At 64.5% G+C, this 22,081-nt stretch carries 17 protein-coding genes; 6 read left to right on the top strand and 11 right to left on the bottom strand.

Features of this window, described 5'->3' with window-relative positions; translation table 11 throughout:
- Positions 1 to 2: 2 nt before the first annotated feature.
- Genes MNAB215_RS18110 through MNAB215_RS18090 form a run of 5 tightly spaced genes read right to left on the bottom strand, consistent with a single transcriptional unit; the run spans position 3 to position 7,981 of the window.
- Positions 3 to 1,721, bottom strand: a complete 1,719-nt coding sequence (locus tag MNAB215_RS18110; protein WP_083746165.1) for an AMP-binding protein — start codon at positions 1,719 to 1,721, stop codon at positions 3 to 5.
- Positions 1,718 to 3,229: a class I adenylate-forming enzyme family protein gene (locus MNAB215_RS18105; RefSeq protein WP_077082121.1), complete on the bottom strand. Its 1,512-nt coding sequence runs from the start codon at positions 3,227 to 3,229 to the stop codon at positions 1,718 to 1,720. The genes MNAB215_RS18110 and MNAB215_RS18105 overlap by 4 nt, the downstream gene beginning before the upstream one ends.
- Before the next feature lie 48 nt (positions 3,230 to 3,277).
- A complete protein-coding gene (locus tag MNAB215_RS18100; protein ID WP_077080047.1) occupies positions 3,278 to 5,443 on the bottom strand; it encodes an acyl-CoA dehydrogenase family protein in 2,166 nt (721 codons plus the stop codon).
- Between the two features lie 16 nt (positions 5,444 to 5,459).
- On the bottom strand, positions 5,460 to 6,989 hold the full coding sequence (locus MNAB215_RS18095) for an aldehyde dehydrogenase (RefSeq protein ID WP_077082120.1): 1,530 nt from the start codon (positions 6,987 to 6,989) through the stop codon (positions 5,460 to 5,462).
- Complete coding sequence (locus MNAB215_RS18090; RefSeq protein WP_077080046.1) at positions 6,989 to 7,981, bottom strand: Rieske 2Fe-2S domain-containing protein; 993 nt, start codon at positions 7,979 to 7,981, stop codon at positions 6,989 to 6,991. Before MNAB215_RS18090 ends, MNAB215_RS18095 begins: the two co-directional genes overlap by 1 nt.
- 327 nt (positions 7,982 to 8,308) lie before the next feature.
- On the opposite strand from MNAB215_RS18090, the gene MNAB215_RS18085 reads away from it, so the two are divergent.
- The 3 genes from MNAB215_RS18085 to MNAB215_RS18075 all read left to right on the top strand — a co-directional run bounded on the left by MNAB215_RS18085 (position 8,309) and on the right by MNAB215_RS18075 (position 11,669).
- Positions 8,309 to 9,601, top strand: a complete 1,293-nt coding sequence (locus tag MNAB215_RS18085) for an amidohydrolase family protein (RefSeq protein WP_077080045.1) — start codon at positions 8,309 to 8,311, stop codon at positions 9,599 to 9,601.
- Between the two features lie 243 nt (positions 9,602 to 9,844).
- On the top strand, positions 9,845 to 10,573 hold the full coding sequence (locus MNAB215_RS18080) for a TetR family transcriptional regulator (RefSeq protein ID WP_077080044.1): 729 nt from the start codon (positions 9,845 to 9,847) through the stop codon (positions 10,571 to 10,573).
- 46 nt (positions 10,574 to 10,619) lie between these two features.
- Positions 10,620 to 11,669: an NAD(P)H-dependent amine dehydrogenase family protein gene (locus MNAB215_RS18075; RefSeq protein ID WP_077080043.1), complete on the top strand. Its 1,050-nt coding sequence runs from the start codon at positions 10,620 to 10,622 to the stop codon at positions 11,667 to 11,669.
- Between the two features lie 211 nt (positions 11,670 to 11,880).
- Here the strand turns inward: MNAB215_RS18075 and MNAB215_RS18070 are convergent, their stop codons facing one another.
- The 6 genes from MNAB215_RS18070 to MNAB215_RS18045 form a co-directional block, all read right to left on the bottom strand.
- Positions 11,881 to 12,828, bottom strand: coding sequence for an SAM-dependent methyltransferase (locus tag MNAB215_RS18070; RefSeq protein WP_083746331.1), 948 nt, complete (start codon positions 12,826 to 12,828; stop codon positions 11,881 to 11,883).
- 13 nt (positions 12,829 to 12,841) lie between these two features.
- Positions 12,842 to 13,645 carry an SDR family NAD(P)-dependent oxidoreductase gene (locus MNAB215_RS18065; RefSeq protein ID WP_077080042.1) on the bottom strand — a complete coding sequence of 268 codons (804 nt, stop codon included), beginning with the start codon at positions 13,643 to 13,645 and terminating at the stop codon, positions 12,842 to 12,844.
- Positions 13,646 to 13,693: 48 nt separating this feature from the next.
- A complete protein-coding gene (locus MNAB215_RS18060) occupies positions 13,694 to 14,383 on the bottom strand; it encodes a TetR/AcrR family transcriptional regulator (protein WP_077082118.1) in 690 nt (229 codons plus the stop codon).
- Positions 14,384 to 14,460: 77 nt separating this feature from the next.
- On the bottom strand, positions 14,461 to 15,381 hold the full coding sequence (locus MNAB215_RS18055; RefSeq protein WP_077080041.1) for an NAD-dependent epimerase/dehydratase family protein: 921 nt from the start codon (positions 15,379 to 15,381) through the stop codon (positions 14,461 to 14,463).
- Between the two features lie 43 nt (positions 15,382 to 15,424).
- Positions 15,425 to 16,570, bottom strand: coding sequence for a sulfotransferase family protein (locus tag MNAB215_RS18050; protein ID WP_077080040.1), 1,146 nt, complete (start codon positions 16,568 to 16,570; stop codon positions 15,425 to 15,427).
- On the bottom strand, positions 16,567 to 17,775 hold the full coding sequence (locus MNAB215_RS18045) for a DUF1214 domain-containing protein (protein ID WP_077080039.1): 1,209 nt from the start codon (positions 17,773 to 17,775) through the stop codon (positions 16,567 to 16,569). Before MNAB215_RS18045 ends, MNAB215_RS18050 begins: the two co-directional genes overlap by 4 nt.
- 489 nt (positions 17,776 to 18,264) lie before the next feature.
- On the opposite strand from MNAB215_RS18045, the gene MNAB215_RS18035 reads away from it, so the two are divergent.
- The 3 genes from MNAB215_RS18035 (at position 18,265) to MNAB215_RS18025 (ending at position 22,069) form a co-directional block, all read left to right on the top strand.
- Complete coding sequence (locus MNAB215_RS18035; protein ID WP_165691586.1) at positions 18,265 to 19,425, top strand: cytochrome P450; 1,161 nt, start codon at positions 18,265 to 18,267, stop codon at positions 19,423 to 19,425.
- Between the two features lie 165 nt (positions 19,426 to 19,590).
- On the top strand, positions 19,591 to 20,766 hold the full coding sequence (locus MNAB215_RS18030) for an acyl-CoA dehydrogenase family protein (protein WP_077080036.1): 1,176 nt from the start codon (positions 19,591 to 19,593) through the stop codon (positions 20,764 to 20,766).
- A complete protein-coding gene (locus tag MNAB215_RS18025; protein WP_425436471.1) occupies positions 20,759 to 22,069 on the top strand; it encodes an acyl-CoA dehydrogenase family protein in 1,311 nt (436 codons plus the stop codon). The genes MNAB215_RS18030 and MNAB215_RS18025 overlap by 8 nt, the downstream gene beginning before the upstream one ends.
- Positions 22,070 to 22,081: the final 12 nt, after the last annotated feature.

Here is a 22,081-nt window from a genome sequence, read left to right as displayed (position 1 = left end):
GTCTAGGTGGAACTGGGCTGAGGGTAAAACTCGATGCGGTCGTGCGCCACGAACTCCTCGTGCAGCCCCGCACGGTCCGGCGCAGTGAGCAGTCGGTACCCGTCCGCGCGCGGCGGGCGCCACCAGATTTCGTCCTGGCACAGCCAGGCTTCGCGTCGCAACGGCTTCTTATCGATCTTGCCGTTGCCCACCACCGGCAGCTGTGGGCTGATCCGCACGAAACGGGGTGCCCACTTGGTGCCCAGATCGGCTTGCCGGGAAAGGAATTCGGCGAACTCAGCAGGGTCGAAGCTGTGGCCGGGAGCCAGCTCGATAGCGGCTAGCACCTGATCGCCGGCCAGCGGATCCGGCACACCGACTACGGCGACCCCTGTGACACTGTGGTAGCGCGCGATGATCCGCTCGATCGGGGCGGCGGTGAAATTCTCCGAATCGACCCGCAGCCAGTCACCGACGCGGCCGGCAAACCAGTAAACGCCGTCTGCGTCGCGGTAGGCGAGATCCCCCGAGAAGAACGATCCATCGCGTAGTCGGTCGGCCTCAGCTTCGGGGTTCCCCCAATAGCCTTCGAACGCACCCGCCGCGTTGCGCCGAACCAGTTCTCCGATCGCACGCTCGGCGTTGGTCAACCGTCCGCCGGCGTCGAATTGCGCCGCTTCGCATTCCACCCCGGCCTCGTCGAGGACGACGATGTCGGCTCCAGCAGGGGCAACCCCCAGCGAGCCCGGCTTACCCGAGGGCAGCAGGACGATACCGCCCTCGCTCGACCCGTACCCGCTCACCACGACCGCCCCGAAACGCTCGGTGAAGGCCACAGTGTCTCGGGGCGATGCCTCTGGTGCGAGCACGACGCGCAGCCGATGGTCGCGGTCGTGTTCGCTCGGCGGGGTCGACAGCACATAGCTGAGCGCCCGGCCGACCGTCGTGGTGAACGTCACCCCGTAGCGCCGAACGTCCTCAAGCCAGGCTGTCGCCGAAAACTTTTCGCGCAGAACAAGTGTCGCGCCCGCACCCAGCGCCGGGAACAGCGTCGCGCTCAGCGCGTTACCGTGGGTCAGCGGCATCGGGCAGTACAGCACGTCGTTGCGGCCGACCCCGGTTGCCGCATCCCTGGCGAAGCGAGCCTGGCTGCGCACTGCGGCCTTAGGCGCCGACGTCGAACCGGAAGTGAACAGCAAAAACATCCGCGACGATGGTGCCGGATCGTCGGCGGGCAGGGCGGCACCAAGGTGGCTGGACCATGGTTGGTCCTCGACGCGGATGACATTGGGGTACAGATCGGCGTACATGGCGTCCGCCAGAACGAATTGGCATTCCGTATGCGCGATATCTCGCGCCAACTCAGCGCCGCGCCGGGCCGGATTCACCCCAACGACGCATGCGCCGGCCAGCGCGGCGCCGAAGGTCTGGAACACGAATTCGGGCACGTTGGGCAGCAATACCCCGATATGAGGCGGTCGCGACGGATCAAGCGTCGCACGCAACCACGCCGCACGCACGGCCGCCTCAGCGACGATCTGCCGCCACGTCCAGGAACGTTCACCATAGAGCAGACCCACATTGTCGTCCTCAGCACGCGCCCGAATCAGGGCGGCAACCGTCAAATCCGACGGTGGTGCAATGGAGTTGGGTTGTGGCGTCACGACAGCAGGGCCGTTTTCCAGCCCTTTCGGGCCGGGCACCCCCCGGTCGCCGACCAATTCGCGCGAGCCCGAGGTCATCCGCCGCGCACCTCGATCATCGCCGAGCGATTGACTTTCGTTGCGGCGCTGCGGGGGATCTCGTCGACGAACTCGACGGTCTTCGGCACCTTGTATGCAGCCAGCCGACCCTTGGCATACGCGATGATCTCGTGTGCGCTCGGGGGCTGGGCCACGTCGCGGGGCTCGATAACGGCGTGCACCCGCCGCCCCCACTCGGGATCGCGCAGCCCGATCACCACGACATCGGCGACTTCCGGATGATCGGTAAGGGCGCTTTCCACCTCGGCCGGAAACACATTCGCGCCACCGGTGATGATCATGTCGGTTCGGCGGTCGGCGATATAGAGATACCCGTCCGCGTCGAGATAGCCGACATCGCCTGCTGTTCGGAAGCCATCCTCGGTCGCGGGCAGCAGGGCGGCGCCGCCCAGGTACTCGTAGAGTCCACTCATGGGCGCCTTGAGGTAGATATCGCCCATCTCGCCCACCGGCGCAAGTGAACCGTCGGGGCGCTGGATGCGGATCTCGGTGTCGCGGAAGCCGCGTCCGACGCTGCCGGGATGGGCGAGCCATTCGTCGCCGCGCAAGGCCGCCAGCCCGAGGTTCTCGGTCATCCCGTAAGCCATCACCACTTGTTCTGGGCTGAGCAGTTCGAACCAGCGGCGCAGCAAGGTGGGGGGCATCAACGCGGCACCTTGCACCATCCAGACCACACTTGACAGGTCGCGGTCATCGATATCGGGCATGTCGGCGAGGCGCGCCAGCATGGTGGGAGTGGCGGTGAAGTTGGTGACCCGATACTTCTCGATAGCGTCGAGCGCACCTGCGGCACTGAACTTTTCGAGTATCACCAACCGATCACCACTGAGCAGATAGGTCAGCGTGATGAATCCGTTGGTGTGATAGAGCGGGCCGGGAACCAAAATCGTCTGGGGTCGCTCAACACTGGTCCAGTGCTCCAGGAAGGGCACCCCCTGCTGGCCGGTCCAGATCGCCGGCTGCAGGGTGACGATGACTTTAGGCAGGCCGGTCGAACCGCTGCTGCAGATGCCGTTGATCGACGGTGACACCGCCGGCGAAACCGGCTCACCGGACTGGTTCTGGGCCGACACCGCCATCGTTGCACGAGTGCGCGCGTCCAGAGTCACCGCGGGCCTGATGATCTCTAGCAGTCTGTTGCGTTCCCATTCGGGCAAGTCCCAGCGCATCGGGACCGGCACGGCCCCGGCCTTCCAGCATCCGAGACTGGCCAGCACCAGGTCAACAGAGTTCGGTATGGCAAGCACGATGTAGGAGCCGACGCGCGCGCCGGCATCGACGAGGGCCCGCCCCCACTGGTTGGCCCGGCGATCGAGCTCGCTCAATGTCAGGTCCGCGGCAGTACCATCGATCCCTACGACCGTCAGCCCGATCCCGTCGGGGTCGGCCAGGGCGCGGTCATAGAGTCGTTGACCAAACGAGATTCCACTCTGCGCGATGGCCGAATGAGCCTCCGCTTCAACGGCATTAACGTTAGAGAGACCCATCAAGCTCCATTCGATCGTCATGTCGGTCCGTCACCAGCCGTTCGGCGGTTACTTGGCCAGCGGATCGCGCGGCAGGCCCAGCAGCCGCTCAGCGATGGTGTTGCGCATGATCTCCGATGTGCCGCCCGCGATGGTCAGGCAACGCGAGTACAGGTAGGCCCCCGTGAGTTCCGGGGCCGCGCCAACCACTGCGGCTGTCCCGGACAGTTCCATGCCGAGCTCGGTCTGATGTTGCGCACTCTCGGCGGTGAGCAACTTGGCGACGTTGGCCTCCGGTCCGGGCGCCGCCCCCAGGATGGCGCGGCTGGCCCGCCTGAGGTTAAGCAGCCGCAGCGTATGCGATTCGGCGATCACCTCGCCGGTTCGGCCTACCAGCGCCGCGGCGGTCTCGGCGGGCGCGCTGTCGAGCAGCTTCACCACGTCGTCAGGGCTCAGGCCGGGAATGCCGGCACCGCCTGCGATCGAGACCCGCTCGTTGCCCAGGGTGGCACGTGCTACCGCCCAGCCCCGGCCCTCCTCGCCGACCACATCTGCGTCCGGCACGAAGACGTCGTCGAAGAAGACCTCGTTGAACAGCGCGTCGCCGGTGAGCTCGCGCAGCGGCCGAACACTCACCCCCGGGCGGGACAAATCGATCGCCATCATCGTGACCCCGGCATGCTTGGGGGCATCGGGGTCGGTACGCACCGTGGCCAGGCCCCACTGGCATTCCTGGGCCAGGCTGGTCCACACCTTTTGGCCGGTGACCTTCCAGCCGCCCTCCACGCGGCGGGCCGACGTGCGCACCGCCGCGGCATCCGACCCGGCCGAAGGCTCGGAAAACAGTTGGCACCAATGAGTTTGGCCGCGCAGCACCGGCTCCACCCAGCGCGCCCGCTGTTCGTCGGAGCCCGCTTCAGAGATGGTGAGCATCACCCAGCCCGTGATCCCCATTGTCGGCAGCTCGACGCCCTTGAACTCTTCTTCGATCACCAGCTGCTCGACAGCTCCGGCCTCTCGGCCCCAGGGCTTACGCCAATGTGGGACCAGGTAGCCGGAATCGACGAGGTAATCCCGCCGTCGCTCCGCGGGCAGCGACTGCAGGGCCGCGACCGCCGTCCGCGCCGCCAGCCGGTAGCTGTCGGCCTCGGCCGGAAGGGTGAACGAAGCGCCGTGGGCCAAGCCGGCCCGTTGGGCCGCCACGACGTCGTGCCGGGGATCGGCGCCATCAGCGGCCAACGCGGCCAACGTGCGGGCCCGCCGCAGGTACAGGTGGGCGTCGTGCTCCCAGGTGTAACCGATCCCACCGTGCAGCTGAATGTTGGTCTGCGCGGTGAACACCTGCGCGCGGATGGCATGCGCGGAGGCCACCGCCCCGGCGAACCACACGCTGTCCAGGTCACCCGAGCGTGCGGCATCCCAAGTGGCCGCGGTGGCCTTCTCGGCATCAATGAGCATGTTGGCGGCGTGGTGCTTAACCGCCTGAAAGGTGCCGATCGCGCGACCGAATTGTTCGCGCACCGTGACGTAATCGCGCGCCATCTCCACACACGCCCAGGCCGAGCCCACGGCCTCAGCGGCGGCCAGAATGCGAAACGCAGTGCGGGCCTGGCGCCCGGCCCCCCGCAACACCCGCTCCGGCTCGACGACAACCCCGTGCAGCACGATCGCACCGAGCGTGCGGGTGCTGTCCAATCCCGCCAATGCGGTCACGTTCACCCCTTCGGCGGCGGCGTCGACCACGACGACGTCCTCCCCCGCCAACAACACCAGCACGTTGGCCTCGGGCGCGCCCAGGACGGCCTGGCACCGGCCACTGGCCACAAGATCGGAGTCGACGGCGACGCCGCCCGAAAGGCCGAGTGCTCCTACCGCGCTGCCGTCGGCTAGACGTGGAAGCAGTTGCGCGCGCACTGAATCCGAAGCGCAACGATCGATCACCAAGGATGCCGCCACCGTCGGCAGGAACGGCCCCGGGCAGAGCTGATGACCGTGGGCCTCCAGGACGATCGCCAACTCGGCCACGCCGAAGCCAGAACCGCCATGCTCCTCCCCGATCGCCAGCCCGTGCCAACCTAATTCGGCGGCAGCTCTCCAGATCTCAGCGCCGGATGGGGCGCCGCCGTTGAGCGTATCCCGTGCGGCCGCAAGGCTTTTGACACGGTAGAGGGCGCCGAACGCTGACGCGGCGAGATCACGGTGCTCCTCGGTGATGGCCAGCCTGGAGTTGCTCACGGGGGGTCCTTGTCAGTTAGGGGAGGCGCGCCTGCGACGCGTCCAGACACCGGTCTTCCTGCAAAGCAGGCAATTTGCTGGCGCTGACGATGGTTTGGAGCTCGACATACTCGTTCTGCCCCTCTTCGGCGAACTCCCGTCCGATTCCGGACTGCTTCATCCCGCCGAACGGACTCTTGATGTCGAGCATGTACATGTTGATGCCATACGTCCCAGTCTGGACACCCGCAGCGATTTCCAGGCCATGCGCGGCATTACGAGTGAAGACCGATCCGGCGAGCCCGTACTCGCTGTCGTTGGCAATCCGCACCGCGTCGGCCTCGTCGCAGTACTTGATCACGGTCAGCACCGGCCCGAAGATCTCCTCGCGCGCGATGCGCATGTCATTGGAGGCATTCGCGAAAAGTGTTGGGCGGACGAACCAGCCGCAGTCGGTTGGACTGTCCGCTCCGCCCAGAATCAGTCGCGCACCCTCCTCGACACCGCTGCGGATATAGCCCTGCACCCGCCGCTGCTGCCGTTGCGTGACAAGCGGTCCGATGTCGGTCGTCTCGTCGGCCGGATCACCGACCACCAGGCCTGACATCATCTCGGACAGCGCGTCGACCACATCGTCGTGGCGCTTTTCGCTGACCAGGATCCGAGTCTGCGCAACGCACGCCTGACCGTTGTTCATCAGGCTGGCCATTTTCAGCGCGGCGACGGTCCGGGCGATATCGGCGTCGTCGAGGATGATGGCCGCCGATTTACCACCGAGTTCGAGGCTGACCCTCTTGAGTTGCTCACCGCAGATCCCCGCGATGCGCCGACCGACAGCCGACGAGCCCGTGAAGGCCACCTTGTCGACGCCGGGGTGGCGCACTAGCGCCTCGCCGACATCACCGCCACCCGGTAGCACCGACACCACGCCCTCAGGTAACCCGGCTTCTTCGATCATTTCAGCGAGCCACAGGGAGTCCAACGGGGTTTCGGGCGCGGGTTTGACGATCACCGAACACCCCGCGATCAGCGCAGGAACGAGCTTGGGGATGAGCAGGCACTGAGGCACGTTCCACGGCACGATCGCGGCCACGACACCGATCGGCGCCCTGCGCAGATGGACCTCACCGAGCCACCCCTGGCGACGCTCCTGCCACGGGAACCCCCGCCCCACCTCGAGCGCGAACTGCATCATCGACAGCGGCCCCGTCGCCTGGCCGAGTCTGGAAAAGCTCCTCGGCGAACCCATCTCGGCGGTGATGAGGTCGGCCATGGCGTCGACATGGCAGCCATACACGGCGGCCAGCTTGTCGATCTTCGCCATCCGCTCCAGCGGCGACATCTTCGGCCACGGGCCACGGTCGAACGCCCGGCGCGCAGCGGCGACCGCGTCGTCGACGTCGGCCACCGACGCGCTCGGCGCCTCAGCAATGGGTTCCTCGGTGTAGGGCGATATCACCGAAATACGTTCCGCGGCTGATGAAACCGCCCAACGGCCGCCGATGAACAGCTTGTCATACGACGGAATCCCCAATGCGGCATCTTTCGCTGGGCCGGGCGCGGGCATCATTGGGACGCCAACGTCGACTCCTTTGAAGAGTCTTGCTCGTATGACTGATGGGCCCAGGTGCGGAATTCGGTAATGGCCGACTCCCCCCGGGCCAACTGTGGCCGGTCGCGGAAGACCTTGTTCTCCCAGATGGGGATGTCCTGCTCGATCTGTTTGCAGAAATCGCGGACGAAGCCCAGCCCCATCCGGGTCATCTCGCCGGTCTCGGGCTCGGTGAGCACGAAGAATGTGTAGCGCGCATCGACGTACTCACCGTCGATCGGCGTGACGGTGAGCACGGTGCATGACCGCCCGAGTCCGTGATGGCGTACGACGTCGATCCCCATCCCGAACAACTGCGACTCCACCGACCCACTCACTGGTCCACGCGGGGTCTCGAAGCTCACCTCTGCGACCGCCCGAAACTCTGCGGGCCCACCGGTTTCCAGATCGAGGTTGCCGAACGCCGAGACGCCGTGCACGGTGACGAAATGGGCAATGTCGACGGTGTTTTCGAACACCTCCTGGGGATGGGACCGAAACTTCCACCGGGCCGTCTCGGGTGCGTGGAACACAAACGCGGTGTCTTCACTCTCCGGGATCTTCGGCAGTTCCCATTCCGGGGCGGTGCCGCTCGATGAGTGCCAAACGAAAATCATGCCGGCCCGCTCGACCGTCGGCCACGACCGCAGCCGCGCCACCCGGTTGACAGTCTTGGCGTACGGAATGTCGACATTGCGGCCCTCGCCGTCGAATTTCCAGCCGTGGAAGGGACACACCACGCAGTCCTGCGAGACGGTCCCCCCTACGGCGATGTCCGCACCGAGGTGCGGACAGTACGCGTCGAGTACCTGGGCTGCCCCTGACTCTCCGCGGTAGCAAACCAGCCGAGTGCCGAAGTAATGCAGTGGGAGGACCCCACCGTTGTCGACCTCACGGCTATAGGCGACCTGAAACCAGCCCTTGGGATAGTCCGTGAACGGGAATCGCGATTCGGCCCGGCCGGGCACCTGTCACCACCTTGTTACGACGCCAACATTACTATTGATACTAACATAGTGAGAACAGCCACCTGAGCTGCGTTCAGACCTGCGAAGCGGCCTTCCGCAACTGCCCGAAAGACTTTGCCGCCCAACATCTTTAGGCGACCCAGCCAGCTCGAGAGCACCGGGATTGCCCACCGGCTGGATCGCCGAATTTCTCACGGAACTCGCCGGCGGTGGGGTCGACCGAAACTGTTATGGTGATCATTACGGTAACACGATACCGTATGCGATCTCGCGACATCCGGTCGAGGGGATCCGCCCCATCCCACTCCCGGGGAAAGGTTTTGACCGATGAAAGTAAGCGATATGGTGCTGGTCAGCGTCGACGACCACGTTGTGGAGCCGCCGGACCTCTTCAAGGGACGGCTGCCCTCCAAATATGTGGACCTCGCTCCTCAGTTCGTCACCAACCCGGATGGCACCGACGTCTGGAAATACAACGGTGAGACGGTCAGCAATGTGGCGCTCAACGCCGTCGCGGGCCGGCCCAAAGAGGAGTACGGGATCGAACCGACGTCGTTCACCCAGCTCCGCAAGGGCACCTACGATCACAACGAACGCGTCAAGGACATGAGTGCCAACGGCGTCCTGGGATCGCTGTGCTTCCCGTCCTTCCCGCAGTTCTGCGGGCAGCTGTTCGCGCGCACCGAGGACAAAGACGTCGCGCTGGCGATGGTCCAGGCCTATAACGACTGGCATATCGATGAGTGGTGCGGCAGCCACCCTGGTCGCTTCATCCCCTGCGCGATCCCCGCCATCTGGAATCCAGAGGTGATGGCCGCCGAGATCCGACGCGTGGCCAAGAAGGGCTGTCATTCCCTGACTTTCAGCGAGAACCCATCAAAGTTGGGCTGGCCTTCCATCCACGCCGAGCACTGGGACCCGGTCTGGAAAGCATGCAGCGAGGAATCGGTCGTGGTCTGCATGCACATCGGTTCGTCGTCTCAGCTGACCATCACCTCACCCGATGCACCGATGGACGTGATGATCACGCTGCAGCCGATGAATATCGTGCAGGCCGCCGCGGACTTGGTGTGGTCGAACGTGCTGCGCAAGTACCCAGACCTTAAGGTCGCCCTGTCCGAGGGCGGCATCGGCTGGATTCCTTACTTCCTGGAACGCATCGACTACAACTACGACCGGCACCACTTCTGGACCGGGCAAGACTTCGGCGACAAGTTGCCCAGCGAGGTGTTCAATGAGCACGTGCTCACCTGCTTCATCGACGATAAGTTCGGGCTGGCCAGCCGCGAGTACCTGAACATGGACATGGTGACCTGGGAATGCGACTACCCGCATTCGGACTCGAACTGGCCGGAGTCGCCCGAGATCTTCGCACAGTCGGTCCGCACGCTCAGCGATGAGGAGATCGACAAGATCACCCATCTGAACGCGATGCGCCACTACCACTTCGACCCGTTCACCGCGCTGGGCGGCCGGGAAAACTGCACGGTGGGCGCCCTGCGTGCGCAGGTGGAGGGCCATGACGTCGCGATCCGGTCCCAGCGTCGTGACGGCGACGACGGTTCGCACGCCACCAAGGCCGCTGACCTGATCAAGATGGCAATGGCGCATTCCGACTAGCCACAGTGCGCGGACCATCTACGGTGAGCACAACCGTGACATAGCCGGTTGTGGTTGGCGCCCAAAGATGGCGCGTGTCGTGGAGATCGACACGGCAAGAGCGCGCCCGGACCCTGGTGGGGTTCAGTTACCGTGCAGGATACCGAATCGAGTACGGTATCGTTTCCTTCGAGCGACCGTCGGAAAGAGTCAGCCGAACGCGCCATGCCTCGGCACCGATGGATAGCAGCTGAGGAGCGAAGAATGGCCGATTCTGGCGCTGTCGCGGCATCGGGCCGGCGGAACGCCAAGCTCAAGCGGCGCCCGCGCGGGTCGCTCGACGTCGAAGACATCATCACCGGCGCTTTCGAGTTGGCCGAGGACGTGTCCATTAGCGGGCTGAGTATGCCCGTCGTCGCCAGGCACCTCGGAGTGCCGCTGACCAGCATCTATTGGCACTTCCGCAAAAAGGAAGACTTGCTGGACGCGATGACGGATCGCGCAATCAAGGAATACCATTTCACGACGCCATTCGAAGGGGGCGGAGCCTGGCAGCAGGCGCTGCGGACCCACTTTCGAAACATGCGGCGCGTCTTTCAAGAAAACCCGGTGCTCTGCGAACTGGTCTTAATGCGCTCTGGCGAACTGAGTCCAGAGGCAACCCACGCCTCCGTCGACAACCTGGAGAAAGTGATCAAGACGATGGTGGATGACGCAGGATTCAAGCCCGACGACGCATTGACGGTCTATCTCGCCCTGTCCGGCCACACTCAAGGTACCGCGATCATCGAACGCCTCAACGCCAGCCAGCAGCGGCCCGGCCGTCGGCGCGTTACCGGAGTGACCACGGCGCACCCGTTGCTCAACAAACTAGAGACCAAGGGGCACACCATCGTCGACGTCGAGTTCGAGTTCACCCTCGACGCGATCATCAAGCGTGCCGAGGATCTACTCGCTTCGCCCGGGGGGCGCAACAGGCGTGGGACGAACTAGGGCCTGCTGCTGATGAAGCGCACGCTCGTCATCCTGGGCGCATGAGATGGCGCGTTTGCGCGTCGTGCAATGGACCACCGGCATCGTCGGCGCCTCTGCGCTTCGCGCGATCCTAGACGACGACCGGCTCGAACTCGTCGGGGTCTTCGCCCACGGGGCAGAGAAAGTCGGCCGGGATGCGGGCAATCTGGCCGGGCGGCACGACACCGGGATACTGGCCACCGACGATGTCGACACGCTTCTCGCGCTAAGGCCCGACTGCGTGGTGTACATGCCACACTGGCCCGAGGTCGATCTTCTCGAACGCATACTCCGTGCAGGCATCAACGTGATCACCACGGCTCGCCTCGTGAGCGGCGAGCATTATCCGGCTGACGCGGGTGCGCGCCTGCGGGCCGCAGCGGCGGCCGGTGGCGTCACCCTCGTCGGGACAGGGATGAACCCGATGTACGTTCCCACCCTTGCGCTCGCGTCCACCGCGATGTGCCGTGAGGTCCAGTCCATTCGCGTCACCGAGTCGCTCGACTGCGTCGGGTACGCGAGTGCGGCGATGTGGAAGGGCTACGGGTTCGGCGGTCCCCCAGACACCGAAAGGCTTCGCGAGATCCTTTGGGCCGCTGAGCCTGACTACCGCGAGGCGCTCGACCAACTGGCCTCTGGGATCGGGCTGCGGATCGATGATTACGACCTCGCCGTGGAGTGCGCAGTCGCTACAGACGACCGCGATCTGGGGTTCATGCGCATCGACGCCGGCACGGTCTGTGGTGTCGACGCGACGTGGACCGGCGCCAGCGACGGCTCCGACATCGCGCAAATGCAGACGGTCTGGACACTTGGCGGTATCTTCGGAGCGCGACAAGAACCCGAATGGAAACTGCTTCACGGGTACAGGATTGACGTGCAGGGCGAGCCCAACGTGACGCTCAAACTCGCGTTTCGCCCCGACGACTATACGAACTTCGACATCGGTACGACGACGGCGATGCCCGCAATCAACGCCGTGACGGCGGTCGTCGCGGCACGCAGCGGGGTGCTGTCCATCGCCGAGCTCCCGATCGTCACCGCGCAAGGGAAAGTGCGGAAGTCGATCGCGTAAACGCGACTTCCTGAAATGAGCTGCAGCGGGCGGTATCTCAGACGAGTCGGGAACCGCCATGGACGTTCACGATTGTGCCGGCGGTGAAGTAATCCGACGGTCCGAACTGGTTCTGCCAGTGGCTAGTTCACGGATTCAGGTCCCGATCGCTGTGCGCGCCTGCGACGCCGGGCATACCAGGCACCGCACAACGCGGTACACAACAGAGTTATCACCATTCACCTGATTCGCAGCCGCCGGCGCCCGGCTTAATCGCGGCAATGAAGTTGGCGAACATCGGCGCTTGGCCTCGTAGCACGGAACGAGCGGGTCGCCCCAACCGCTCGGCCTCCTCACGGCTGTCCAGACACGTGGTGCGCCAGCTGTGCGAGCGGAACCAATCGGCGCAGTTTGAGTTGGCATCGTCGTGCCAGACGTCGCCTGGATCCAGACCGCCGTCGTCTCCCCAACGGTCGTCGCCGGCGTCCATGGCGCGTTGTTGCTCGACGGCCTGTTGGAAGCCGACCGCACCGACGAAGTCTTCGGCGGCGAGCCGACTCGCCGGTGCACTAAGCCCGTCGAGTCGGGCGAACATATCGTGCTGCGCTCGGGCCGACAGGAACGGCAACAGGCCCTCGATCAGCCACGCCGTCGGCTTGGCGGAATCAAACCCGTTGCCCTGCAACGCTCCCGGCCAATCCTTGCGCAGATCGACACCGACTGCGCGTCGAACAGCGGTCGGCGCAGCTCCGTGGCAGGCAAGAGTCGCCGACTTGTACTCGAGCACCCCGGGCATGTCGATCTCGTAGACAGCCGTGCCGGCCGGCCAGGCCAGCCGGTATGCGCGCGAGTCCAGTCCCGCTGCCAGAATGACCACCTGCTGGACCCCAGCAGCGGAGCTTTCGGCGCAGAACCGATCGAAGTAGTGGGTACGCACCGCATGGTAGTTCACGAGCCGTCGGTAATCTGAATCCGCTTGGTGCTCTGAGGATGCCGCCCACGCAGCGATGCTGGCTCTCGTTCCCTCGAGCTCCGGCGCGGAGATGAGCAGTTCGGCGACCTCGTCGCGCACCAACGGGTTAGCGCTGTTGGTCTCCGCGGCGCGCAACGCGGCAACGATAACCGCGGTGGAACCCACGCCGGTCTGGACGTCCCAGGCATCGTCATCAGACCGGGTCACGGACACCCTCATCTCAGACAAAATCAGAGCCGCCGTCGACGTTCACGGTGGCGCCGGTGACGTAGCCGTTGCGGCGGGATGCCAGATATGTGGTGATGGAAGCGATCTCCTCGGGTAGGCCAGCGCGACCAAGATCGCAGGGCTGATGGAAGTTGTCCTCGATCCACTTCATAACATGCACGGGGTTGCTGGCATCCAGGCCGTCGGCGGCAAGGATGTCCTTGAGGTTCTCAGTGAAGCTGGCCGTGACGATGGTCCCCGGACACACGCAGTTAACCAGAATGCCGTCCTTAGCAAGGCTTTTCGATAGATTCTTGGTCACGCTGCTCAGAGCCGCCTTGGAAGCGGTATATGCGACGATCCGGGGATTCTGCCGCTGAATGGAATGGGCAGACAGCGTGACGATGCGCGCCCACTCGGCAGCTCGCAGCATCGGCAACGCTGCGCGGATCGACCGCACGCCTGACATCGTGCCAAGTGCGAACGCGGCGTCCCAGTCTGCGTCGCTCATCTCTTCGAAATAGCCGTCGCCCGGGCCGATGGTGTGCACCAGGCTGTTGAGGTGGCCCCAATGCTGCGACAGCTGGGCGAAGCCGGCCGCGATGGAGTCAGCGTCAGCCATATCGACGCTGATCCCGATGGCCCCGGGAGCGCCCGCCGCCCGCAATGTCTCGACCGCGCTGTCCAGCGCCACCTTGTCGCGAGCCATTACCGCGACGCTGGCACCCTCGGATGCCAGCGTTTGGGCAATGGCCAATCCCATGCCCTTGCTACCGCCGGTGACAACGGCTTTCGATCCAGCCAACCCCAGGTCCATCGTGGCTCCTTCTGCTCGGTGGTGTTGTTCGTACTGAAGCGCAGCGGTTCATGCGCCGGCTTGCCAATCATCCGGCGCGGCAAGTACTTCGGCGACCGCTTCGGGGGTGACGCCCAATGCGCGCAGACAGGCGCGCATTACCCGCCTGCGGACGTCAGCGCGCACATTATTTTGCGTCGCCCATTGCCGTTGCGTGCACGCCCACACCGCGCCTTGCACGATCTCGGCGTCGGTCGCCGGATCGATATCGTGGAAAACGCCCTCATGCAGACCACGCTCGAGTTGCTCGACGAGCGGCTTGAGCATTGTGTCCAGTGCAGCTTGGACGAGTTCGGGCGAGCTGAACATCAACGTCTGCGCTTCCAGTGACACCTGACGCAGACTCGAGCCGACGCCGCTGTCGAAGGCCACATCTAGGCGGCCGTCAATCCAGGCGACTACAGCGTCTATCGGGGTCGCGCTCGCTCTCATTTTGCGCCGCAGCCGGCGCATCTCGCTAACGGCAGCTTCCCTGAAGACCGCCGACACGAGCTGCTCTTTGGATTCGAAATGCCGGTAGAAAGCACGGGTGCCCAGATGACACCGCTCCAGCACCTCGACGACGTTGAGACCCCGCACCCCTTGCTCGCGAACGATTTTCGAGGCGGCCGCCAGAATCGCACGGCGTACCTCAGGATCGGGACCCAGTTTGTCGCGCCGGGTGGCACGACCGACAGCGTGCTGACTGCTCCTTGTCACCGGTTCGGCCTCGGGCACGTCCCTGACCATCGCGCGCTGCCGCGCCGAAACCGTACTGTGGCGATTACCGTATGGGATCATCTGGCCGCGAATGCATCGGGGAAGCGACGCTCGAGTGTGCTGCGCACGCCGTCACGCCAACGGACTGCGCACGACCCGACGAGCTTTTCGCGTCGGGTGTTGTCCGAAGCGAACGAATCTAGTGTCACGTCATCTTCGACGAATTGGGGGGCGATCCCTGCGAGTTCACCCAGGTACTCGGCAAGCTGCCGATGCGAAACGGCTTCGTCCCCAGCCCAATTGAGGACGGTGGCCGGAACCGAGGCGACGTCGAACAGCGGTCCGCTTGCCTGCTCTGCGATGTCCGCTTCAGAAATCGGCGAGCCCCAATTGTCATAGCCGCGTGGCACACTGATGGGTTGCCCCGCCAGAATCTGCTGGAAGAACAGAACAGGCAAACCGCCGTGGCTCGCCATCCCATAGCCAATGTTCATCCGGGCGATGGTGGCAGGAAGGTCAAGCATGCGTGCCGCGGCGCGGACAACGCCCTCGGACGCGATTTTTGCGACGGGATAGCTGGTCATGTAGGAGGCCTTGCCACCCAACGGATCGGTCTCAGCGTATCGGTGCTCAGGATCTTGGCGCTCGTAGACCGCGGATGCTGATACAAAGAGAAACGACTCGGCCCGCCGGCAGTGCTGCATCAGCATTCCCGTGCTCTCAGCATTGACCCGGACAGCGGCGTCATGTTCTGGCTCGATGATGACGAAGGCCGCATGCACGACATGGGTGAAATCGTCTGGTATCGCCGAGAAGTCGTTCGCCTCGATAGACCATGCACAGGTCTTGATCCCAACCTTCTCGATTTCTCGCCGTAGCGCGGGATCACTGAACCGGGCGGCACACCAGACCTCGTTGTCGGCCGCCAACTTCTCGGCGATTGGTCGACCGATCTGGCCGGTCGCACCGGTGACAAGGATCTTCCTGTCCGACAGCATCAGGTATTCCTAGCCTGCGGTTGCCCAGATCACGCGGATCGGGTTAGGCGGTGGCGTCGTAGGTGGCGAGATACTCAGCGAAACTGGCACGGACCCGATCGGGCGTCAGGCCGTAGTCAGACAGGTGGGGGTCGTGCGCACCACGCGCGCCCGGTTTGTGCCCATCGGCCCACTGCTCAACCGAGCGCAGTGTCGCGTCAGTGAACCCCAGTCCCAGCTGCTTGTAAGCGCCTTCCAGCGCACTAACCGGATTGACCTGCAGGTCGGCGAAGGAAACGTCGGCGAAACGGTCGTCGCCGACCCGCTTGCGGAAGTCCATCGCCCGCCGTACGCCCTCGGCCCAGCTCGCGAGCTGCTCGGCACCGAGTTCCTCGGCGTCGTCGCGGTCGCTGCTCCAGCTGCGCACGTATTTGATCAGGCTGCACACCGACGCCAGCACCTTGGCCGGATCACGATGGCTCCACATGAATTTCGCGTTCGGATATGCATCAACGAGCGCGTCGAGAGCGAAAATATGAACGGGTGTCTTGAGGTGCCACAGGCTCGGCTTGCAGTGCCACTGCAAAAGTTTGAGAACCCGCCGATGGTAAGTGTATGTCTCGCGCATGTCGCAGTCCATCAGCCACGACAGATAACTCGGGACGCGGACCACGCCGTCAAAATGAAACGTACGGAAGCTCATTCCCATCAGATCCTGACATTCGGTGGGCGCCGTCGCCTCCGAGTTGTGCAGCGTCTTCATCAGCGGGAACATGTCATAGAGCATCTCAATGCCCGCTTCAGCCTGGGCGATCCGGGGATCGGTGTGCTGGGTTTCCGCCTCCGGCGGAGGCGTCGGCTGCTGCGATTCCCACATGCGAAGCGATCGGAACTGCGGGTCGGCGGCCACCAACTGGCTCAATGCTGTTGTGCCGGTGCGGGGTAGACCGATCACGAAGACCGGGCCGTCGATGATCTCGTCTTCCATCTCGGGGTGCTGTTTGTAGGCGTCCTCGATCTTGAGGCGCTGAATCAGGGCGTTGCTGATGGTGGCGTGTTGGATCACCCGACCCATGTCGTTCAGGCCGGCTTCGGTGTTCAACGCCTCGACGGTCCTCTCGAGCCCCTCCCGGTAGTAGGACGACCCGAAGTCGTCTAGTCCGGTCGCCGCGCGAGCGCCATCTTCGAGTTCGTCAGCTGAGAATGTCACCGTGCGAACCTCTCGTGTACGGCGCGTCGTCGCGCCTCGACAATTGCCTGCCGCTCTTCGGGATTGACCATCTTCGTCTCGGCCGGCAGTACCGTCGCGATATCGTCGAACTTCACCACCTGTGCCTTCGGCGTCGGTGCCGTCTTCGTCCGTACACACCGCAGGATCATCGCGCCGTTGCTGTGGCCTGCGGTATCGAGCCAGTTCGCGACCCCGGGATCCCGCGCGCTGAGCACCACCCGCACCAGCCCATCGGAATCCACCGCCGCCTGCGCAGCGTTCAAGCTGGACTGGTGGCGTCCGTAGTGGATGGTCTCCCACCACGGATTGCCCAGCGAATAGCTCCAGTAGACGCCTTCGGGTGGTTCGACCTCGAGGATCAGCGCCTCGTCGGCATCGAGCGCCCAGCGACCGATCACCGGTCTGTTTTCGGCAGCCGCGCCCATCGCGCTGCGGTCGATTCCCGGCAGAAATCCATTGACGGGCGGCGCCGCGCCGAAGTCCAGGAAGAACTTCAAGTTGTCGTGAACGAAATCCCCCAGCGCGACCAATTGGCGCGACACGGTGACATCCCGATCGAGGGAAAGGTCCTCCGACTGAACGGATCCGCCGATCCGCTCGATCTGCAGCGACGAGGGCACCTCGGTGTCCCAGTCGTAAAAGAAGTGCCGCACCGTTAGCGTGGGATGCTCGCCCTCGATGCGCATCCAGTTGCCGCTCCGCTCATCGGCGGACAAGATGACCTCGAAGTTTCCGTCGGCGTCCACCTCAAGTTCGTCGACCAGGGCATTGGACGTCGCAACGATGCCGTTCATCGTCTGCAGTCCGACATAGCGAGCGGTACCGCGGTTGCCGTACAACCGGTAGCTCTCCCCCCCGCGCAGGGCAGATCCGGTGTACAAGCCGTCCGGGCACTCCATCCCCCAGCTGATGACGTCGTCGGTGCTGGTGGCTCGGACACCGAGAATCGGGTCGGGGTCGAACCGTAATGCGGTATCGATACCGGCTGCCAGCAGAACCAGCAGGTGCCGCATGCCCGCCGCCAGATCAATGCGGTTACCGCTGACCGGGTCGGATTCGACGAGCGCCGCCGAGCTCGTGAGCCGCTCCGTCAAGTACGACCAGGCCTGCGGCAGGTCCGGCTGGTCCCCGTCGGCACCGGTTGACATCGACGCCTCGGCGATCGAAAACGGCAACCATGCCATTGGCTTGTCATGATCAGCCACGATTCCTCCACTCACTGCCCCGGGCTGGCTAACCGAAAATGCTGTTTTCGACTCAGGGTGCAAGCACTGTCACACGTGGTTGCAACGATTGTCAACGGCGAAACCGTGCGCCACGAGATCACCAGGACCGATCAGCGCGTCGCCTCGCCCGTGCTGCCTCGCGGCTTCATCACGCCAACTGCGTTGAGCCACTGGGCTTTTTCTGACGCAAATGGGAAGGCGGCGCATCGCCAGGCCATCCGCACTGGTCGCCCGCGGGCGATCAAATGACTTCGCCGGAGCCGGGGCAGGAACTGTCGTGAACTCCAGCTTCGCATCGTGGCAAGCCCACCGGCGACCTCACATATATCCTTACCGTAACCTATACCGCAAGGTGCGCGTCTTTGGCTGCGTGCATCGCGTGAAGCTGCAGGTAAGCGGGATTTGATGGACCGCGGAAGCAGTCCATCAAACAAGGAAGGTGAGCCGGTGAAGACACCCGATGTCCACGATCCGTCGTTCTGGCAAGGCCAACCCGACGATGAGCTTCGCGATCTCCGACGCACCTGCCCGGTCGCGCACCATCAAAGCGAGGGCTTTTGGGTCGTCGCCCGCCACGAGGACATCGCCCAGATCAGTAAGGACCCCGCGACATACAGCTCCGCCAAGGGCGTCCTGATCGGCGATCGTAAACGACAGGTCGCGGCCGCCGACTCGATCCTTTACATCGACCCGCCGCGGCACGTCACCCAGCGGCGAATTGTCAACCGGGCGTTCACCGTCCGTCGGGTGGCCGAGTTAGCGCCGGTCATCGAGCGGATAGCTTCGGACGTCTTGGACGCTATCGACCCGGGCACCCCGGTCGACGCGGTTGACGCGATCAGCGCTCCGGTGCCCCTCCTGGTCATCGCGCACATGCTGGGTGTACCGGGCGAGGACCTGCCGGCCTTCCGGGCGTGGTCGGACGCGATAGCTGTCGCGGCGACCGATCCGACTGATCCGCGGGCCATCGCCGCAGCTGACTTCTTTGTCTACTTCAACGAAAGGCTCGATGCTCGAACGGCCGAGCCCAAAGACGACTTGCTCAGCGCCGTGGTCGCCGACTCCGAACTGACACGGGCCGAACAACTCGGCTTCTGCATGACCCTGCTGGTAGCGGGTAACGAGACGACGCGCACTCTCATCAGCGGTGGCCTGGCCGCACTGGCTGATCATCCAGAACAACGCGCGAAATTGGCGGCTGACGAGTCGCTGATTCCCGCGGCGGTCGAGGAGATGCTGCGCTGGGTCACGCCGATTGTCGCCATGTCGCGCACTACGACGTCCCCGGTCGAAATCGGGGGCCAGCATGTCGATGCGGGTTCGTATCTTGTCATGCTCTATGCGGCGGCCAACCGTGACGAGACGGTGTTCGGCGCGGATGCACACGAATTTGACGTGGCCCGCTCGCCCAACCCGCACCTGTCGTTCGGAATCGGCGAGCATTTCTGTCTGGGGGCACAGTTGGCGCGACTGGAGGCCAGGATTGTCTTCACCGAAATCTTGCGCCGATGGCCCGATTACGTGGTGTGCGAAGGCCGGCTGATGGGCGCGTCGACGCTGCTGCGGGAAACCGTGAAATTGCCAATACTGTTTCGGCCCAATGAATGACGGCATCGACGTTGGGCTTCGCGACCGACCAAATCACGCCCAAAGCGGCGGGCAGTGGTGGTCGGTCGTCCGCGGTGGCGCACCGAGCCGAACGCCTGGCCTTGGTAGGCGCACGCGCCCCAGTCAGGTCGTAACGCCCACCCATTCACCAGAAAGGCCACGTTGATGGCGTCGGTCGATTCCCCGGAGATGACGCTGTTCGCTTCGACCACGCAAGCGTTCCTCGACCGCGAAGTACCCCTCTCGCGCGTGCGGGAGCTGCACGAAGTCAGCACCTCGTTCGAACCCGGCTGGTGGCGGAGGGCGGCCGAGCTCGGCTGGACCGCACTGCTAGTCCCAGAACGACTCGGCGGCGGCAGCGTCTCGGGTAATGGCGTCGATGACTTGGCCCTCGTTGCCCGTTACATGGGCCGGAGCGTGGCGCCGGGGCCGCTGCATCCCGTCAGCGCCGTGCTGACCGCACTCGTGGAAGCCGCGACGAGCGACGCCGTTGGCGGCGACCCGGATCATGGCTCGACCATCGCATCACTTGTCGACGGCACGGCCATCGCATCGTGGGCGGTGTATGAGCCGGGCCGGGCCTGGGATCCTCTTGGGGCCGAGGTCACGGCGACGGCCACCGAGTCCGGGTATCGCATCGACGGCGTGAAGGACCGCGTCGAAGCCGGGTGCGAATGCGACACACTGCTGGTCATGGCCCGCACCGTCGACGGGCTACGACAGTTGCTCGTCTCAGGGGACGCCCCTGGGGTCAGCAGGGCGCAGGAACCGTCGATCGATCTGGTCAAACATTACGCACGGGTAACCTTCGACGCGGTTGAGGTGCCCGCGACTGCCGTGGTCGGCACGGCGGCACAGACGCCCGCGATCATCGAGCGGCAAAGCCAGATTGCCCAGATCCTGCAGTGCGCCGAGGTGGTCGGCATCCTCGACGCCGTCCTCGACTTCACCATCCAATGGGCGCTTGACCGCACGTCTTTCGGTCGTCCGCTCGCGTCCTATCAGGCACTTAAGCACTGCTTCGCCGATATGAAAATGTGGCAGGAAGCGTGTCGCGCGACCACGAATGCGGCAGTGGCCGCCGTTGCCGAGCGTTCGCCGGCGGCGGCGCGCGCTGCCAGCATCGCCAAGTCATATGTGGGCGAACGGGCGGGCGTGATCCTGCAGCAGTGCGTGCAGTTGCACGGCGGCATCGGCGTTACGTGGGAGCACGACCTCCATGTCTACCTACGGCGAGTGGCGCTTTATCGCTCGCTTTACGGCACGCCCGAGGAGCACAACCTGCGCGTCTATGCCGCCGAAGAACAGCAACGAGAAGGGTCTGGATCCGGAAATGGCTGATCCGCAGTCAAACGTGACCGAGTCGACGATGACCAAGGACACCGAGACGGTGGCCGAGTTTCGCGCGCGGGCGAGGACCTGGCTGGCCGCGAATATGGCACGCGTCCCGAAGAATCCGGCAGACTTGCCCATCCATCGCGACGACGAAGCGTCCTGGGCACGCGTCCGTCAACTGCAACGGCGGCTGTTCGACGGAGGTTTCGCCGGCATCTGTTTCCCGCGCGAGTACGGCGGGCTCGGTCTGGATTACGCCTATCAGAAGGCCTTCGACGCCGAGTCCGAGGGTTATGAACTGCCCCTCATCCTCAACGCTCCCAGCTTCGCCATCTGCTGTGCGACGTTGCTCGACACCGGGAGTGAGGAGCAAAAGAAGATGCACATCGGTGCCGCGTTGCGCGGCGACGAGGTGCTCGTGCAGCTGCTGTCGGAGCCCAGCGGCGGTTCGGATCTGGCTGGGGTGATCACCCGCGCCGACCGCAGGGAAAACAAGTGGGTGCTCAACGGCGCGAAAATCTGGAGCAGCGGAGCCTTCGCGGCCGACTACGGACTATGCCTCGCCCGAACCAATTGGGACGTGCCCAAGCACGAGGGCCTGACGATGTTCCTGGTCCCGATCAACCATCCCGGCATCACGCTGCGGCGTATCAAACAAGTCAACGGCTCGCTCGAGTTCTGTGAGGAGTTCTTCGACAACGTGGAGCTCGGTGACGACGCTGTGGTCGGCGGAGTCGACAATGGCTGGGCTGTCGCGTCGCGTCAGCTCTTCCACGAGCGCCGCGCGGTGGGCAAGGGCTCCGAGTTCTGCAGTGGCGTTGGTATCGAGAACTTCGACAGCAAACCGGCCGACCTCGTCGAGTTGGTCAACGAGACCGGACAGGCAGGCAACGAGCGGGTCCGGGAACTGGCCGGGCGGGGCCTCGTGCACCGGGCGGTGCGCGATCAGCTTGCCGACCACGTCTACCACGCCGTCCTCGACGGCTCGTTGCCTCAGGCCGGCGGATCGCTGCTGCGGCTATGCCTCGGCGTCACTGAGAGTCTCGTGTCCGACATCGCGCTGGCGATCGCGGGCACGGCAAGCGTCGTCGGGAATTCAACGGAAGCATTCACCGCCGGACAGCGATACCTGTCGCGTCAGGGCGACTCCATCGGTGGCGGCACCACCGAGATCGCGCGCAACATCATCGGTGAGCGGATCCTGAACTTTCCCCGCGAGTACGCCGCCGACCGGGGCATACCGTTCAACGAGGTACGCAAGAATCGAGGCCACGGGACGTCCTCACAAAGTGAGGCACCGCCAACGTAGTCGGCGAGTTGC

It is taken from the genome of Mycobacterium numidiamassiliense, from assembly GCF_900157365.1.
Lineage (GTDB): Bacteria > Actinomycetota > Actinomycetes > Mycobacteriales > Mycobacteriaceae > Mycobacterium > Mycobacterium numidiamassiliense.
The sequence above is the reverse complement of the archived record's forward strand: the minus strand, read 5'-3'. Positions and strand labels throughout refer to the sequence as shown.

Excerpts from the sequence above, each read along its gene's own strand:
- MNAB215_RS18110 (WP_083746165.1), bottom strand. The coding sequence starts at position 1,721 with ATGACCTCGGGCTCGCGCGAATTGGTCGGCGACCGGGGGGTGCCCGGC.
- MNAB215_RS18105 (WP_077082121.1), bottom strand. The coding sequence starts at position 3,229 with ATGGGTCTCTCTAACGTTAATGCCGTTGAAGCGGAGGCTCATTCGGCC.
- MNAB215_RS18095 (WP_077082120.1), bottom strand. The coding sequence starts at position 6,989 with ATGCCCGCGCCCGGCCCAGCGAAAGATGCCGCATTGGGGATTCCGTCG.
- MNAB215_RS18085 (WP_077080045.1), top strand. The coding sequence starts at position 8,309 with ATGAAAGTAAGCGATATGGTGCTGGTCAGCGTCGACGACCACGTTGTG.
- MNAB215_RS18080 (WP_077080044.1), top strand. The coding sequence starts at position 9,845 with ATGGCCGATTCTGGCGCTGTCGCGGCATCGGGCCGGCGGAACGCCAAG.
- MNAB215_RS18075 (WP_077080043.1), top strand. The coding sequence starts at position 10,620 with ATGGCGCGTTTGCGCGTCGTGCAATGGACCACCGGCATCGTCGGCGCC.
- MNAB215_RS18065 (WP_077080042.1), bottom strand. The coding sequence starts at position 13,645 with ATGGACCTGGGGTTGGCTGGATCGAAAGCCGTTGTCACCGGCGGTAGC.
- MNAB215_RS18055 (WP_077080041.1), bottom strand. The coding sequence starts at position 15,381 with ATGCTGTCGGACAGGAAGATCCTTGTCACCGGTGCGACCGGCCAGATC.
- MNAB215_RS18045 (WP_077080039.1), bottom strand. The coding sequence starts at position 17,775 with ATGGCATGGTTGCCGTTTTCGATCGCCGAGGCGTCGATGTCAACCGGT.
- MNAB215_RS18030 (WP_077080036.1), top strand. The coding sequence starts at position 19,591 with ATGGCGTCGGTCGATTCCCCGGAGATGACGCTGTTCGCTTCGACCACG.
- MNAB215_RS18025 (WP_425436471.1), top strand. The coding sequence starts at position 20,759 with ATGGCTGATCCGCAGTCAAACGTGACCGAGTCGACGATGACCAAGGAC.